We start from the raw sequence: 15,850 nt of genomic DNA on the forward strand, positions 1-15,850 counted from the left end.
CGCGGCGACGGCGCGCCGGGCCGGGCCCGGACGGGCCGGGCCGCTCTGCGGGGCGCTCACGACGAGGCCGGCGTCGAGGTCCTCGAGCACCGTGTCGGCGGCGTCGGCGGTCCACTCCGGCCGGTCGTCGCCGCGAACGGCGACGACGTGCACGTCGCCGGTCAGGGTCGGGGCGAGCGAGGTGACGAACGAGACCGCCCACGTGGCCGACCGCTCGTCCCCGCCGATCGCGACGATCCCGCCGGTGCCGCGACGCAGCATGCCGGGCAGCGCGGCGTGGGTGAGGCGCATCGTCGCCGTCATGCCGAGGTCGACGCTCGCCCGCCCGGCGTCCGGTGCGGCGCCGGCCGCGTCGGCGAGCGCGTCGTGCACCAGGACGTCGACGGCCGGGGCCTCCGGACCGGCGAGGAAGGCCTCGAGCCGGAACAGGCCGTGCCGGGTGCCGAGGTCCGCGAGGAGGACGTCGGCGCGGATCCCGTACCGGGCGGCGAGCTCCCGGGCGGTGGGGGCGACCCGCTCGGGGTCGCGGGTGACGAGCAGGAGGTCGTGTCCGCGCGCGGCCAGTCGGTCGGCCAGAGCCGCGCCGAGACCCGTACCGCCGCCGGTGATGAGAGCCATAGCCACACGATCAGGCTAGCGGTACCCGTTCGGCTTAACGCGTTCGGGTGGTCACATCGCGTTGCGGTGGATCAACGCTGCGTACATACCCGCAGATCAGGACTCGATCGCGGGACGACGGGCGTGCAGCCCCTCCTCCAGAGCGGTGGCCACCTCCGCCAGATCGGCGAGCAGGTCCTGCATCCGATCGGCGGAGATGCCGACGGGCGCGGCGGCCAGCACCCAGGCGTCCTCGGCCCAGAGGAGCTCGACGTCCTCGCCGACCGCGTCGCTGGCGTCGGCGACGCGCGGGGTCAGCAGCGGGCGGACGGCGTCGGCGTCGCTGACGAAGGCGTAGCGCTCACCGACCGGCTCGAGCAGGTCGAGACCGGCGTCGTCGGGCAGCGGGGCCGAGGGCAGCCGCAGCTCGACGGCGGCGGGCAGCGACTCGTGCACCTGCACCGCGCAGAGCACCGAGCTGATGCGGCCGGCCTGCTCGTGGTCGAACGCGTAGGCCTTGCGCGGGCCGTCCGGGGTGGGGACGTCGCCCGAGACCAGGTTGCGGGCCACACCGGGGCCGCCCTGGTGGATCGTCCCGTAGCGCCAGCGGCTGGGCAGGACGGGATCGGACTCGAGGTACTCCCACTCCCGCATGGACGCCCAGCGACGGCGGTCCCGCGTCGCGCCCCCGCGGAACCGGTCGAACAGCAGCAGACCGACACCGACGACGATCGCGACGAGGGCGATGACGAACCAGACCGACATGCCGGGCAGCGTAGTCCCGACGGGCGCCGTGGAGTGGTAACGCCACGGCTCCGGACGTGCACGTTCGTCGTGCACGGAGACTCAGCCGGCGGCCGGCTCGTCCCACTCCGCTGCCGTCGCCCGGCGGGCGGCGTCGTTCTTGCCGTACTCCAGCACGGCGTCCTGCCCCCGGGTCACCGTCTGCTCGGCGGCCTCCCGCGCCGGCGACGTCGCGATCCCGGGCAGCAGACCGGTCCGCATGGTGTCCTCCAGCCTGTGTGCGACCGCGCTCGCCTTCTCCAGCAGGCCGACGACCTCCTCGACCCGGCGGACGATCGTGTGGGAGAGGTCGACGGCGTCGAGGACGAGGACGGCGATGCCGACCGGGGCGGCGACCCCCGCGGTGACGGCCGCGCCCGCAGTCCACGCGAGCAGCTTCGGGACCAGCCACACGACGAACTCGGCGATCAGGTCGCGCACGATCGCCCGCTCGGTGCCGACGACGGACGCCGAGGTCAGCACGACGTCGGCGACGCCGTGGGCGGTCTCGGAGAGTCGTCGCACGGCCTCGCCCCGGGTCACGGCGGCCCCGTGGAACGCGTCCCCCGCGGTCCCGGTCCAGGCGTCCGGGGCCGCCAGGACGGTCTCGATCTCCGGCAGGAGGGTGGCCAGCTCGCGGGAGATCTGGTGCCAGTCCTGCGCCCGGGCCTCGATCTGCCGGGGGTCCCCGCAGAGCCGGTCGAGGGGCTCGCTCAGGAAGGCGAAGTGCTCGATCGCCCATCCGACCCCGGCCGTCCCGAGCTCCTGCAACGGGTCGGCGACCATGCCGAGCGCGTCGAGCCCGGCCACGGTGGCGGCGACAGCGACGCCGGCGCCGTCCTGTTCCCCGGCCGCCTTCCCGACGTCCTCGATCGAGGAGAACACGCCCGCCCCGTCGAGGGGGCCCGGCCCCTCGACGTCCACCGGGGCCGTCACCGGTCCCCGTCGACCGGGGCCGGGGCGGGAGCGGGGTCGACGTCGAGGAACGTGGCGGCCGTCCGGAGCTCGGTGTCGAGGTAGGCCGCAACGGCCTTCCGGGCGGAGGCCGCCAGGTCGTGCAGGCTCGCGGAGAGGACATCCAGCGCCTCGACCCCGGCCCGCATGGCCGCGGTGGCGTCGGCCGAGAAGAACTCCCCGATGACGCCGTAGGCGCCGGTGTCGAGCTCGGCTCGGGAGGGCCGCATCCCGGCGACGGCGGAGCCCGCACCGTCGAGGACGTCGGCACGGGCCGAGACCCTGTCGGGGACGACGCGGAAGCCCGGGGAGGTCACTGCTCGCCCTCCGCCGTGAGCGGCGCCATGATCCGCTCCACCTGCGCGGCCGAGTCCAGCGCGGCCTCCCGGCTCAGCCGCAGCACCGTCTCGGCGAGCCGGGCCCGCGGCAGCTCCTCGGCCCGCACCCCGAGCCGCAGGTCGGTCAGCATCCCGGACGCGTCGACGGTGACCACGACCGCACCGTCGCGGGTGCGTGCGGTCGCGGTCACCGTCGCGACCCGGTCCCGGGCCTGCTCGGCCCGGACCCGGATCGACTCGATACGGGTGCGGTACTCGTCCAGCCAGGTCCGCCCGGCGTTCGGCTGCTCGGCGGTGAAGTGCTCCATGGGCCCCGACGATGACGTGCACCGCCGGGGCCCACGGGCGAACCGGTGGATCAGTTCGCGATCGTGACCGCCGGGTCGGCCGCCCCGACCGCCTTGCCCACGACCAGGCCGCCGGTCCCGCCGTCGGCCGACGGGTCCAGGTCGACCCGGACCGTGTCGCCCTCGCGGACGCCGCCGGACAGCAGCTCGCGGGCGAGCTGGTCGCCGATCGCGGACTGCACCAGCCTGCGCAGCGGGCGCGCGCCGTAGACGGGGTCGAACCCGTTCATGGCGAGCCACTCGCGGGCCGCGTCGGAGACCTCCAGCGACAGCCGCCGCTTGGCCAGCCGGCGCCCCAGCACCCCGACCTGGATGTCGACGATGTGGGTCAGCTCCTCGGTCGACAGCGCGTGGAAGACCACGACGTCGTCGAGCCGGTTGAGGAACTCCGGCTTGAAGTGCGACCGGACGACCGCCATGACGGCGTCCGTGCGTCCCTTCTCGTCCAGGGACGGGTCGGCGATGGCCTGGCTGCCCAGGTTGGACGTCAGCACCAGGATCGTGCTGCGGAAGTCCACCGTGCGGCCCTGGCCGTCGGTGAGACGGCCGTCGTCGAGCACCTGCAGGAGCGTGTCGAAGACGTCCGGGTGGGCCTTCTCGACCTCGTCGAGCAGCACGACGCTGTAGGGCCGCCGCCGCACCGCCTCGGTGAGCTGACCGCCCTGGTCGTAGCCGACGTAGCCGGGAGGGGCACCGACGAGGCGGGCCACCGAGTGCTTCTCGGAGTACTCGCTCATGTCGATGCGGATCATCGCCCGCTCGTCGTCGAACAGGAACTCCGCGAGCGCCTTGGCCAGCTCGGTCTTGCCGACGCCGGTGGGCCCGAGGAACAGGAACGAGCCGGTCGGCCGGTTCTCGTCCGCGACGCCGGCACGCGCCCGGCGCACCGCGTCGGACACCACGCGCACGGCCTCGGCCTGGCCGACGACCCGGTGGCCGAGCTCGTCCTCCATGCGCATGAGCTTGGCGGTCTCACCCTCCAGCATCCGGCCGGCCGGCACGCCGGTCCAGGAGCTGACGACGTCGGCGACGTCGTCCGGACCGACCTCCTCCTTCAACATCACGTCCTCGGCCCGCTCGACCGTCTCGGTGGCGACGGCGAGCTCCTTCTCCAGCTGCGGGATGCGCCCGTAGCGCAGCTCCGCGGCCCGGCCCAGGTCGCCGTCGCGCTCGGCCCGCTCGGACTCGCCGCGCAGCTGCTCCAGCTGCTCCTTGAGCTCGCGGGTGACGTCGATGGCGCTCTTCTCGTTCTGCCAGCGCGCGGTCAGCGCGGCCAGCTCCTCGCGCTTCTCGGCCAGCTCGGCGCGCAGGGCCACCAGTCGGTCCTTCGACGCCGCGTCGACCTCCTTGTCGAGCGCCATCTCCTCGATCTCCAGGCGGCGGACGGCCCGCTCCACGGTGTCGATCTCCACCGGGCGCGAGTCGATCTCCATCCGGAGCCGGGAGGCGGCCTCGTCGACGAGGTCGATGGCCTTGTCCGGGAGGAACCGGGCGGTGATGTAGCGGTCCGACAGGGCGGCCGCGGCGACCAGGGCGGCGTCGGTGATGCGGACGCCGTGGTGCACCTCGTAGCGCTCCTTGAGCCCGCGCAGGATGCCGACGGTGTCCTCGACGGACGGCTCGCCGACCAGCACCTGCTGGAAGCGGCGCTCCAGCGCCGGGTCCTTCTCGATGTGCTGGCGGTACTCGTCGAGCGTGGTCGCGCCGACCATCCGCAGCTCACCGCGGGCGAGCATCGGCTTGATCATGTTGCCGGCGTCCATCGCGCCCTCGCCGGACGCGCCCGCACCGACGATAGTGTGCAGCTCGTCGATGAAGGTGACGACCTCGCCCGCGGAGTCGGTGATCTCCTTCAGGACCGCCTTGAGACGCTCCTCGAACTCGCCGCGGTACTTCGCACCGGCCACCATCGACCCCAGGTCGAGGGAGACGACGCGCTTGCCGCGCAGCGACTCGGGGACGTCACCGGCCACGATGCGCTGGGCCAGGCCCTCGACGATCGCGGTCTTGCCGACGCCCGGCTCCCCGATCAGCACCGGGTTGTTCTTGGTGCGCCGCGACAGCACCTGGACGACGCGGCGGATCTCGGTGTCCCGGCCGATGACCGGGTCGAGCTCACCCTCGCGCGCCCGGGCGGTCAGGTCCTGGCCGTACTTCTCCAGGGCCTGGTAGCTGCCCTCGGGGTCCGGGCTGGTCACCCTGGCCGAGCCGCGGACCTTGCCGAACGCCTCGCGCAGCGCGTCCGGCGTGGCGCCGTGGCGCCCCAGCAGCTGGGCGACCGGGCCCCCGGACCGCGCGAGCCCGACGAGCAGGTGCTCGGTGGAGACGTACTCGTCGCCCATCTCGGTGGCGAGCTGCTGCGCCGCGGTGATCGCGGCCAGTGCGTCCCGGGACAGCTGCGGTGCGCTCACCGACGACCCCGACGCCGACGGCAGCCGGTCGCCCAGCGCGGTCAGCTCGGATCGGACGGCGGCCGCGTCCGCCCCGACGGCGGCCAGCAGCGGCGCGGCGATGCCGTCGCCCTGGGCCAGCAGGGCACCCAGCAGGTGGGTGGGCCCGACGTCGGGGTTCCCGGCCAGCGTCGCGGCCTGGACGGCGGCGGAGATGGCCTGCTGGGTACGGGTGGTGGGGTTGAAGGAGTCCATGCTCCGCGTTCCTCCCGGTCCTTCTGAGGTCGATGGTCTGTGGATGGGGAGCGGCACCCCGGGCCGCTGCTCCACAGTCTGCCCGGCCGGTGCGCCTCTCGACAGGGTCAACCGCAGAAAAGTTGAGTCCATTCCGCTCAACACCGAGAAGTTCCGGGAACGACCGCGGCCCGCCCGGAAGGTTCCGGACGGGCCGCGGGTGGAACGGGTGCGACGATCAGCGCTCGCTGTCGTCGATCACCGTGCTGCGGTTGTCGTTGTCGCTGACGTCGCCGTTCAGGTCGTCCCGGACGTTGTCGTTCAGGAAGTCGCTGCAGTTGCCGGCCCGGCCGATGTTCGAGCCGGCGATCGGCGCCTGCGCCAGGGCGTTGGCCGAGCTGGTGCGCAACCGTCGCCCAGGTCAGCGGCCGTGCGGGCGGCGCCGGAGCGTCCGCGAGGCCCCCGCGCCGAGGTGCGTCGTGCTCGGGAACCGGCGCCGGGAGGGCCGCGGCACCCGCGGCTCGGTCCCCTTGGCGCCGAAGAAGTCGCCGCCCTTGCGGGCCGGGTCGTCGGTCCCCCAGGCGCGCCGCTGCGTCACCCGCTCCATCCGCGGGATGTGCTTGCGGCAGTGGATGTAGGCCTCCTCCACGTCCACCACCACCCAGCGCTCGGCGCGGCGGCCGGCGGCGTGGTCGCGCGCGTGCCCGGGGTAGGTGGTGCGGAAGGCGTCGTCGTCCATGATCCGGGCCCGGCCGTTGACGTGCAGCCCGATCAGCGACTCGGTGAAGTCGACCATCAGCATCCCGACGTGCGGGTTCTCCACCAGGTTGCCGAGGCTGGCGTACACGCCGTTGCCCCGGTACTCGGGGTAGGCCAGCGTGTACGGGTCCAGCACGTGCAGGAAACCGGGCGGGCCGGCCCGCAGCGAGCTGTCGCACTCGCCGTGCGCGTCGGACGTCGCGACGAAGGCCATCTCCATCCGTCCGACGAACTCGATCATCCGCGGAAGCAGCCGGTCGCGGAGCTGGTCGTCGTAGAACCGGCCGGCACGGGCGGAGCTGCCCACCTCGGCCTGCAACGTGTGCTCACCCGCGGAGCCGGGCCGGTGCGGCCCGTCCGGGACCTGCGGGGCGTCGGACACGCCGCGCTCCGGGGGCGCGGGGACGACCACCGGCGGCGTGGCCGGACGGTCCCGTCCGGGCAGGACGACGGCGGGGATTCGCAACGGCACAGGACAACCGTGCCATCCGGCGCGGCCAGGACCAAACGATCACGGCTCCGACCGGCCCGGGACACCGCCACGTCGGCATTCCGCGCGATGGGCGCTATCCTGACCACGGCGCCACCCACGCCATGACGAGTGACCGCCGTCCCCGAACGGATGATGAGTGACAATGCGTACCCGCTCACCACACACTGGTGAGTCGGTCGGCGTACGCCGTTCCGGCGGATGGAGTCTCTCGCGTACCCTAACCGGCGGAACGCGGGCGGCGACGCCCGGTGTCACCGCGGCACGGAGCACGACCGAGGAGAGTGTCCGCCAGGCATGACTGCTGACCAGCTGATCGCCGGCGACGTCGCCCCGCCGCGACGCCCCGCCTCGGAGGCGGACCGCACCGTCGAGCTCATCCGGACCAGCTTCGCCCTCGTCGAGTCGCAGGCCGAGGACATCGGCAAGCACTTCTACGCCACGCTGTTCAGTCAGGCGCCCGAGACGCGTGACCTGTTCCCCGTGAACATGGAGGTGCAGCGCAGCCGGCTGCTGCGCGCCCTCGTGCACGTGGTGCAGATGGTCGACCAGCCCGACGACCTCGTCCCGTTCCTGCAGCAGCTCGGCCGCGACCACCGCAAGTTCGGCGTGCTGTCCCAGCACTACGACGCGGTCGGCGCGGCGCTGCTCTCGGCGATCGCCACGTTCGCGGGCGAGAACTGGACCCCGGAGATCGAGAAGGCCTGGACCGGCGCGTACGGGATCGTCGCGGACGCGATGCAGCAGGCCGCCGCGGCCGAGCGCGGGCCCGCGTCCTGGCTGGGCCGGGTCGTCGAGCACCGCCGGATCGGCTGGGACCTGGCCGTGGTCACCGTCGCGACCGACCAGCCGGTGCCCTACCAGGCCGGCCAGTACGTCTCGGTGGAGACACCGCACCGACCGCGGCTGTGGCGCTACCTGTCCCCGGCCAACGCGCCGCGTCGCGACGGGACGATCCAGTTCCACGTCCGCGCGGTCGAGGGCGGCTGGGTCAGCCGCGCGATCGTCGCGCACAGCCGGGTCGGCGAGACCTGGCGGATCGGCCCGCCGATGGGCCGGATGGCCGTCCCGCAGAACACCCGTCGCGAGCTGCTGATGGTGGCCGGCGGCACCGGCGTCGCCCCGATGAAGGCGCTGCTCGACGAGGTCGGCCGGCGCCCCCAGCCGCCGCGCACCCAGGTGTTCGTCGGCGGCCGCACGTGGGACGACCTGTACGACTTCACCTCGCTGCGCAAGCTGTCCTACAACTACCCGTGGCTCGACGTCATCCCGGTCGTCGAGTACGAGGACGAGCCGTCCGGGGCCGAGACCGGCACCCTGGCCGACGTCGTGACCCGGTTCGGCGCCTGGAGCGACCACGACGTCCTGGTCTGCGGGTCGCCGTCGATGATCCGCTCCACGGTGTCGCGGATGCTGGTCGCGGGCACGCCGCTCGACCGCATCACCTACGACCCGTTCACGATGGACTGAGCAGGCCCGTACGCCACGGCGGCCGCCCTCCCGCACCGGGAGGGCGGCCGTCGTCGTCGCGGGGGCCGGTCAGAAGGCCTCGGTGGTGCGCACCGACAGCACGTGCAGCTCCCGGTTGCCGGTGAACGCGTCGCGCCCGTGCAGGAAGCGGTAGTTGTCGAGGATCAGCAGGTCCCCGCTCTCCAGCCGGAACCGCGGCGCGGCCTCGAACGCGGTGGCGAGCACGTCGGCGTAGGACTCGATGTGCGCGAGGTGGGTGTCCCAGTACGGCTCGCGCGGCACCGGCAGCGCGTAGTCGCTCGCTCGGACGGCACGCCGGCCACCACGGGTGTGCTCGATCATCCGGCGCAGCAGCGGGGTCGGCGGCACACCACGCGGCGGGTTCGTCCGGCTGCCGAAGAAGTCCACGTCGCAACCGGTCAGGAACCCGTGCAGCGACGGGTGCTCCGCGGCGATCCGCTCGGCGAGCGCATAGCCGTCGACGAGCACCGAGTCGCCCCCGGACGGCGCCGGGGAGGTGCAGTGCATGAACAGGAAGTCCTCGTCGGGGTCGCGCAGCCGCACGGTGCGGCCGTGCACGTCGGCCTCGAGGAACGCGCCGTCGTTGTGCAGGCCGAGGACCGGCGAGTCGGTCCCGCCCTGCGGCCGGATGCCGAACAGCTCGCGCAGCCGCCCGCCGAGCAGGGTGGCCGCGGCGACGACCATCGCCTCCGGGTCCGGGCCGGCACCGGGGATCCGGACGACGCCGTCGCGGGCCAGCACCTCCCGGGCCTCGCCGAGCGCCGCCGCGCGGGGCACGACCCCGGTCTCGTCCACCAGGCTCTTGAGCTCCGGTCGCGCCTCGCCCCTGCGCCGTCCGTCGGTTCCGGTCATCGCCACGACGTACCTCCTGCCGTTCATCCGTACTCGCAGCAGTCTGGCAGGAACGAGGCGATGTCAGAACTGTCCGGTCGGACCGGTCGTCCACCGGCGTTCCAGCCCGCGGCCCAGCGAGGTGACGAGCAGCGCCGTACCGACGACGGCCAGCGCGGGCAGCAGGACGAGCTGCGGGGCGTTGAACAGGAACTGCCGCCCGTCGGCGAGCATCGCCCCCCACTCCGGGGTGGGCGGCTGCGGACCGAGCCCGAGGAACGACAGCCCGGCCACGGTCAGCAGGACGTTCGCGAACCGCAGGCACAGGTGGGACAGCAGCGGCCGGGCGAGGTTCGGCAGGACGTGCCGGAACGCGATCCGCAGCGGCCCGGCGCCGACGGCGACGGCGCCCTCGACGTACTCGCGGGCGCGTTCGCGGACCACGAGCTGGTAGGTGAGCCGGGCGAACGGCGTCCACCCGGCGACGACGATCGCCACCAGCAGCGACCACACGCCCGGCGCCCCGCCGGACGCGGCGACCACCACGAGCCCGATCAGCACCGCCGGGATCGCGACGAGCACGTCGATGGTGCGCTGGAACAGCTGCCCGACCGCCCGTCCGCACCAGGCGGCGAGCACGCCCAGCACCGTCCCGATCCCCGCGCACAGTGCGAGCGCGACCAGGGTGAACCCGACCGAGAGCCGGGCGCCGACGGCGAGCCGGGCGAGCACGTCGCGGCCGAGCTGGTCGGTGCCGAGCGGGTGCGCGGCCGACGGCCCGGCGAAGCGGTGGGACAGGTCGTTGGCGACCGGGTCGAGCGGCAGCAGGGCGACCACGACGAGCACCCCGAGCAGGACCAGCGCCCCCGCCTGCCACCACGTCGAGCGCCGGGCGACGCGCGCGCGTGCGCCCGCCGGGCGGGCCAGTGCCGACGCGGTCACCGGACGGCGCCCCGGGCGACCGGGTCCAGCGCGAGCGCGAGCAGCTCGGCGAGGATCCCGGCGACGGCGGCGACCAGCACGATCGCGAGCAGCCCGGCCTGCACGACCGGCAGGTCCTGGCCCAGCACGGCGTCGTAGAGCAGGCGCCCCAGGCCGGGGATCGCGAACAGCACCTCGACCACGACCGAGCCGCCGAGCAACCCGCCGAGGAACAGCCCGGACAGCGAGGTCACCGAGGTCAGGGCCAGGCGGCCGCCGTGGCGCCACAGCACCCGTCCGTCGCTGATGCCCTTGGACCGCGCGACGGCGACGTGCGGGCGGGCCAGCGCGTCGAGGGTCTCCGCGCGCACGAGCTGGGCGGCGAGCGCGGCGGGGAACGCGGCGAGCGTGACCACCGGCAGCACGGCCTGGTCGACCCCGCCCCAGCCGGTCGCGGGCAGCACCGGCACGGTGACGGCGAAGGCGAGCACCAGCGCCGTCCCGAGCACGAACTCGGGGATCGCGACGCCCAGCACCGAGCCGGTGGTCAGGACCCGGTCGAGCCGGCCGCCGGGACGGCGCGCGGCGCGCACCCCGAGCGGGATGCCCACCAGGGCCGCGAGCATCAGCGCGGCGACGGCGAGGGTCAGCGACACCCCGAGAGCGGGCCAGAGCAGGCCCGAGACGGGAGTACGGCTGGTCCAGGAGATCCCGAGGTCGCCGCGCAGCAGCGCGCCGGCCCAGCCGGTGAACTGGTCCCACCAGGAGCCGTCGAGGCCGTACTCCTCCCGCAGCGCGGCCAGCACCGCCGGGTCCGGTTCGGACTCCCCGGTCCGGCTGCGCAGGATCGCGAGCGCGGTGTCCTGGCCGGAGAACCGCGGGAGCAGGAACACCAGCACCGCCGCGGCCACGGCGACCAGCGGTAGCGCCAGCAGCCTGCGTGCGACGAGTGCGGTCACTCCGTCGTCGCCAGCCCGGGGACGACGAGCGACTTGGCCAGCGGGTCGACGGTGTAGCCGGTGACCCGGTGCCCGACACCGTTCGCGTTGGTGTGCACCAGCGGGACCCCGACGACGTCGGCGGTCAGCTTCGCCGCGGCCTCGGTGAAGACCTTCTGACGTGCGGCCGGGTCGGTCTCGGTGGCCAGCGGGGCGAGCAGGGCGTCGAACTCCGGCGAGCAGTAGTGGTTGAGGTTGTAGGAGCCCTGGCAGGTGTAGTCGGTGGCCAGCGTGGCGCCGGCATCCGGCACGTCGAGCAGGTAGCTGCGCGAGAGCAGGTACATGTCGAAGTCACCGGCGAGCAGCTGCGGCTCGCGGGCGTCGTAGTCGCCGATGCGGACGGTGGCCTCGATGCCGGCCCCGCGGAGCATCTCCTGGACGGCGGTGACCAGCGTCGGGAGCTCGGGGCGGGCGCCGTAGGCACCCAGCTCGATCCGCAGCGGGTTGTCCGGGCCGTAGCCGGCCTCGGTCAGCAGCTGCCGGGCGCGCGCGGGGTCGGCGGGCGGCGGGGCGTCCTGCGAGCCCCACGCCACCGCCGGGCCGAACAGCTCCGAGGCCGGGATCGCCGACCCGGCGAGGGCCTGCTCACCGAGCGCGGTGCGGTCCACCGCGGCCGCGACGGCCTGACGCACCCGGATGTCGGCGAAGGGCTTGCGGGACTGGTTGAGGATCAGCGACGCCGTCCGGGGCGCGGCGACGGTCTGGTTCACGTACTCGTCGCCGGTGAACTCCAGGGCGCTGGCCTCGGGGAGCTCCTGGGCGATGTCGGCGTCGCCGGCCCGCAGCGCCAGGGCGCGGGCGGCCGGGTCGGGCACGAAGTTCGCGGTGACACCGGCCAGCTGCGGGCGCTCGCCCCAGTAGCGGTCGTTGCGGACGAGGGTCACCGACTGGGCGCCGTTCGCCTGGGTGATCGTCATCGGGCCGGTCCCGGTCTGCTGGACCGACGGCGGGGTGGCCCGGTACGCCGACGGCGCCAGGATCGCGGTGTTCGCGCTGGACAGCCGCAGCGGCAGGATCGGGTCGGGCTTCGTCGTCGTGACGCGCACGGCGTCCGCGCCGTCCGCAGCGGCCTGCAGGCCGATCCCGCGCACCGCGCGCGGCGGCGCGGCGACGCCGGCCACCCAGTTCAGGGCGGTCGCGGCGGCCTGCCCGGTGAGCGGCTCGCCGTTCTGGAAGGTCACGCCGGGGCGCAGCTCGAACCGCCAGGTCCGCGGGTCGGACTGCTGGGCCCACGCGGTCGCCAATGCGGGTCGCGGCCGGCCGTCCGGCCCGGACGCCACCAGGGACTCGGTCACACCCAGCTGGGAGACGACGAACGCGTCGTCGGTGTCCACCCCGTAACCGGCCGACGGGCCGAAGGCCATCGCGATCGTGGCCTGCCCGTCCGGGACGACCCGGCCGGTCCCGCCGCCGGTGCCACCGCACGCGGTGAGGACCGCGGCGCTCGCCGCCACGGCGACGGCGACCCGCAACCGGGAACGACGGGGTGCTACGACGGCGCGCGCGGCGGGCATGGCGACCTGTCCTCTCCGGCGCCCCTCGACCGTGTGTCACCCGGCGCCCGGAAGATCTTCGGTAAGCCTGTACACACGGTCAAGTATCTTCATGCATGCGCATATGTCGTTACTGCCATCGAGTCGCGACTGCAGAGGGCGACCTGGTACCACTTCGTGGTGCTCCGCAGTCTGCTCCGCCGCCCCGCCGATCCCGAGTCGGACCCGCGTCCCGCGGCTCCGCTCCGCGTCGGTCGATGGGCGCACTTCAGCGGGCTCCCGCCGGTCATGAAACTGCTGATCAGCACCCAGCTGGCCTTCAACGTGGGCTTCTACATGGTGCTGCCCTACCTGGCCACGCACCTGGCCGAGGACCTCGGGCTCGCCGCGGCGGCCGTCGGGCTGGTGCTGGGGCTGCGGACGTTCAGCCAGCAGGGGCTGTTCGTGATCGGCGGGACCCTGACCGATCGGTTCGGTGCGAAGCCGGTCGTGCTCGCCGGGTGTGCGCTGCGCGTGACCGGATTCATCCTCCTCGGGGCCGCCGGCACGCTGCCCGCGGTCATCGGCGGGGCGCTGCTGACCGGGTTCGCGGCGGCCCTGTTCTCGCCGGCCGTCGAGTCGTCGCTGGCGCGGGAGGCCGGGGAGCGGGAACGCGCCGGGGAGGGCCCGCCACGGACCGAGGTGTTCGCGATGTTCGCCGTCGCCGGTCAGGTCGGGACGGTCACCGGGCCGCTGGTCGGCACCGCGCTCATGCTGGTCGACTTCCAGCTGGCCTGCCTGGTCGCCGCCGTCGGCTTCGTGCTGGTGGGGCTGGCGCACTGGCGGTGGCTGCCGTGGCGGGAGGCCGAGCAGGCCGGACGGCCGATGCTCGCGGGCTGGGGCGAGGTGCTGGGCAACCGTCGCTTCATGCTGTTCGCGGCCGGCTACTCGGGCTGGCTGCTGTCCTACAACCAGCTGTACCTGGCGCTGCCCGACGAGCTGGAGCGCGTCGGCCGCACCGCGGCACTGGGCTTCCTGTTCGTGCTGATGTCGGTGCTGGTCATCTGCCTGCAGATGCGGGTGACGACGTGGGGCCACCGGATCGGGGCCGGCCGCTCGGTGGTGCTCGGGTTCTGCCTGATGGCCGCGTCGTTCACCGTCGTCGCGGTGGCACGGCTGCTGCCGGGCCTGCCGGGGTGGTGGGCGCTCGCACCCGCGGTGCTGATGGTGCTGCTGCTGACCTTCGGCGAGATGTTCGCCGTGCCGGTCGCGCAGGACCTGGTGCCCCGGCTGGCCGGGGAGCGCAGGCTGGGCGCCCACTTCGGGGTGCTGGCCTCGTTCGGCGGGCTGATGGTGCTCGTCGGCTCGACGGGCGTCGGCGCGCTGCTGGCCCCCTCGTTCCCGCCGGCGCTGCCGTTCGCGGTGCTGGCCGCGGTCCCGCTACTGGGCGCCGTGGTGCTCGGGCTGCTGGCCCGCCGCGGGGTCCTGACGGCGGCCTGAGCGGCCCGGGCCCGCACCGCCCGGGGGACTCAGCCGTCGTCTGTGGGGCGCCAGCGCACGACGGCCTGGCGCCGGTCCACCGGCACGAGGTCGCGCCGGTAGGAGCGGTGCACCGCCGCCGTGGCCTGCGCGGCGGCGGCACGGACCGCGTCGAGCTCGGCGGTGGCCTCCTCGAGCCGTGCCGAGAGCTCGTCGACCATCTGTTCCAGCTCGATGATCCGCTTGACGCCCGCGAGGTTCACGCCCTCCTCCTGGGAGAGCCGCTGCACCTCGCGCAGCAGCGCGATGTCGCGCTGGGAGTAGCGACGCCCGCCGCCCGCGGACCGGCCCGGGCTGACCAGGCCGATCCGGTCGTAGCTGCGCAGGGTCTGGGCGTGCAGGCCGGACAGCTGCGCGGCGACCGAGATGACGAACACCGGGCTGTCGTGTGCGACGTCGACAATCAGCGGTTCCTCCCCGTCCCGGGGGGTGCGTCGTCCGGCCACCGCCATCACCTCCTGGTGCTACCGAGGAGATCGGCCCGCGGGTCGAACGACGACGTCGCCTCGGCATAGGCCTCCAGCGCACTGGTGGCCGCCTCGTCCAGCTTCTGCGGCACCGCCACCTCGACGGTGACCAGCAGATTGCCCTTCTTCCCGTTCCTGCGCTCGACCCCACGCCCCGACACCCGGAACGTCCGGCCGCTGGCGGTCCCCGGCGGGATCCGCAGCGAGACGGTGCTGTCGAGTGTCGGCACCGTCAGGGTCGCACCCAGAGCCAGCTCGGGGAAGGTCACCGGCACGGTGAGGGTCAGGTCGTCGGAGTTCTTCGACGACCGCCCGAAGATCCGGTGCGGGGTGACCGAGACCGTGACGTAGAGGTCACCGGCGGGTGCGCCGCCGCGACCGGGCTCGCCCTGGCCCGCGAGCCGGACCTTCTGCCCGTCGTCGACGCCGGCGGGGACCCGCACCGTCAGCGACCGGGTCCGGGTGGACACGCCGTCGCCGTGGCACTCGGGGCACGGGTCGTCGATGATGCGGCCGGTCCCGCGGCAGTCGCGGCACGGCTCGGAGAACGAGAACGCGCCCTGGCTGCGGTTCACCAGACCCTGACCGGAGCAGGTCGGGCAGGTGCGCGGGGTGCTGCCGGGCCGGGACCCGGTGCCGCCGCAGCGCTCGCAGCGCCCCGGCGAGGACAGCTTGATCGGCACCGTCGCGCCGCGCACCGCGTCGTCGAAGGAGATGGTCAGGCTGCTCTCGACGTCCTGGCCGCGGCGGGCACCGGCCGTGCCGTACCCGCCCGCACCGCCGGCGTTGTTCCGCGCGGTGCGGCCGAAGATGTCGCCGAGGATGTCGCTGAAGTCGCCGGCCCCGGCACCGCCGGAGCGGCCGGCCTGGCCGAACAGGTCGTTGATGTCGAAGCCGCCCTGGCCGGCGCCACCGGGACGCGCACCACCGGGGAAGCCACCGCCGGTGCCGAACCCGCCGAAGCCGCCGCCGCCCGCGAACATCGCGCGGGTCTCGTCGTACTCCTTGCGCTTGGACTCGTCGCCCAGCACGCCGTAGGCCTCGGAGACCGACTTGAAGCGGGCCTCGGCCTTCTCGTCACCGGGGTTCGCGTCCGGGTGCAGCTCGCGGGCGAGCTTGCGGTACGCCTTCTTGATCTCGTCCTGGGACGCCGTCGAGGAGACGCCCAGCTCGCGGTAGAAGTCCTTCTCGATCCAGTCGCGCTGGGTCACTCCGCCTCCTTCCCGATCAGACCCGCGG

Annotated in this window: 16 protein-coding genes; 2 read left to right on the forward strand and 14 right to left on the reverse strand. The window is 74.1% G+C overall.

Annotated elements, in window-relative coordinates; translation table 11 throughout:
• The 8 genes from NH602_RS07925 to NH602_RS07960 form a co-directional block, all read right to left on the reverse strand.
• Positions 1-618 (reverse strand): SDR family NAD(P)-dependent oxidoreductase (locus tag NH602_RS07925; protein WP_253067451.1); only part of this gene is annotated, 618 nt, incomplete at its 3' end.
• Between the two features lie 96 nt (positions 619-714).
• Positions 715-1,362 carry a hypothetical protein gene (locus NH602_RS07930; RefSeq protein ID WP_062403935.1) on the reverse strand — a complete coding sequence of 216 codons (648 nt, stop codon included), beginning with the start codon at positions 1,360-1,362 and terminating at the stop codon, positions 715-717.
• 81 nt (positions 1,363-1,443) lie between these two features.
• The gene (locus NH602_RS07935) at positions 1,444-2,316 is read right to left on the reverse strand and encodes a WXG100 family type VII secretion target (protein WP_253067452.1); all 873 of its coding nucleotides are present in this window, start codon (positions 2,314-2,316) and stop codon (positions 1,444-1,446) included.
• Positions 2,313-2,651 (reverse strand): type VII secretion target, encoded by a 339-nt coding sequence (locus NH602_RS07940; RefSeq protein ID WP_073576047.1) that lies wholly within the window; start codon positions 2,649-2,651, stop codon positions 2,313-2,315. The genes NH602_RS07935 and NH602_RS07940 overlap by 4 nt, the downstream gene beginning before the upstream one ends.
• Positions 2,648-2,980 (reverse strand): YbaB/EbfC family nucleoid-associated protein, encoded by a 333-nt coding sequence (locus NH602_RS07945; RefSeq protein ID WP_100879037.1) that lies wholly within the window; start codon positions 2,978-2,980, stop codon positions 2,648-2,650. The genes NH602_RS07940 and NH602_RS07945 overlap by 4 nt, the downstream gene beginning before the upstream one ends.
• Positions 2,981-3,030: 50 nt before the next feature.
• Entirely contained in the window at positions 3,031-5,664 is a 2,634-nt protein-coding gene (gene clpB / locus NH602_RS07950; protein ID WP_253067453.1) for an ATP-dependent chaperone ClpB, read from the reverse strand.
• Positions 5,665-5,881: 217 nt separating this feature from the next.
• Positions 5,882-6,052: a hypothetical protein gene (locus tag NH602_RS07955; RefSeq protein WP_179761539.1), complete on the reverse strand. Its 171-nt coding sequence runs from the start codon at positions 6,050-6,052 to the stop codon at positions 5,882-5,884.
• A gap of 12 nt (positions 6,053-6,064) precedes the next feature.
• Positions 6,065-6,874, reverse strand: a complete 810-nt coding sequence (locus NH602_RS07960; protein WP_073576050.1) for a pyridoxamine 5'-phosphate oxidase family protein — start codon at positions 6,872-6,874, stop codon at positions 6,065-6,067.
• 315 nt (positions 6,875-7,189) lie between these two features.
• Between NH602_RS07960 and NH602_RS07965 the strand changes: the two genes are divergently transcribed.
• Positions 7,190-8,362, forward strand: a complete 1,173-nt coding sequence (locus tag NH602_RS07965; protein ID WP_179761538.1) for a globin domain-containing protein — start codon at positions 7,190-7,192, stop codon at positions 8,360-8,362.
• A gap of 69 nt (positions 8,363-8,431) precedes the next feature.
• Here the strand turns inward: NH602_RS07965 and NH602_RS07970 are convergent, their stop codons facing one another.
• The 4 genes from NH602_RS07970 to NH602_RS07985 form a co-directional block, all read right to left on the reverse strand.
• Positions 8,432-9,235, reverse strand: a complete 804-nt coding sequence (locus NH602_RS07970; protein ID WP_179761537.1) for a TauD/TfdA family dioxygenase — start codon at positions 9,233-9,235, stop codon at positions 8,432-8,434.
• Between the two features lie 63 nt (positions 9,236-9,298).
• Positions 9,299-10,156 (reverse strand): ABC transporter permease, encoded by an 858-nt coding sequence (locus NH602_RS07975; RefSeq protein ID WP_073576051.1) that lies wholly within the window; start codon positions 10,154-10,156, stop codon positions 9,299-9,301.
• Entirely contained in the window at positions 10,153-11,094 is a 942-nt protein-coding gene (locus NH602_RS07980) for an ABC transporter permease (protein WP_253067454.1), read from the reverse strand. The genes NH602_RS07975 and NH602_RS07980 overlap by 4 nt, the downstream gene beginning before the upstream one ends.
• On the reverse strand, positions 11,091-12,647 hold the full coding sequence (locus NH602_RS07985) for an ABC transporter substrate-binding protein (protein ID WP_253067455.1): 1,557 nt from the start codon (positions 12,645-12,647) through the stop codon (positions 11,091-11,093). Before NH602_RS07985 ends, NH602_RS07980 begins: the two co-directional genes overlap by 4 nt.
• Before the next feature lie 267 nt (positions 12,648-12,914).
• Here NH602_RS07985 and NH602_RS07990 point away from each other — a divergent pair, with 267 nt between their 5' ends.
• Complete coding sequence (locus NH602_RS07990; protein WP_253067456.1) at positions 12,915-14,105, forward strand: MFS transporter; 1,191 nt, start codon at positions 12,915-12,917, stop codon at positions 14,103-14,105.
• A 29-nt stretch (positions 14,106-14,134) separates the two neighbouring features.
• On the opposite strand, the gene NH602_RS07995 is transcribed toward NH602_RS07990, so the two are convergent.
• Both NH602_RS07995 and dnaJ read right to left on the reverse strand, forming a co-directional pair.
• A complete protein-coding gene (locus NH602_RS07995) occupies positions 14,135-14,590 on the reverse strand; it encodes a heat shock protein transcriptional repressor HspR (protein WP_308292822.1) in 456 nt (151 codons plus the stop codon).
• Positions 14,591-14,595: 5 nt separating this feature from the next.
• On the reverse strand, positions 14,596-15,822 hold the full coding sequence (gene dnaJ, locus NH602_RS08000; RefSeq protein WP_073576055.1) for a molecular chaperone DnaJ: 1,227 nt from the start codon (positions 15,820-15,822) through the stop codon (positions 14,596-14,598).
• Between the last annotated feature and the right edge of the window lie 28 nt (positions 15,823-15,850).

This window comes from Pseudonocardia sp. McavD-2-B (assembly GCF_024124365.1).
Classification (GTDB): domain Bacteria; phylum Actinomycetota; class Actinomycetes; order Mycobacteriales; family Pseudonocardiaceae; genus Pseudonocardia; species Pseudonocardia alni.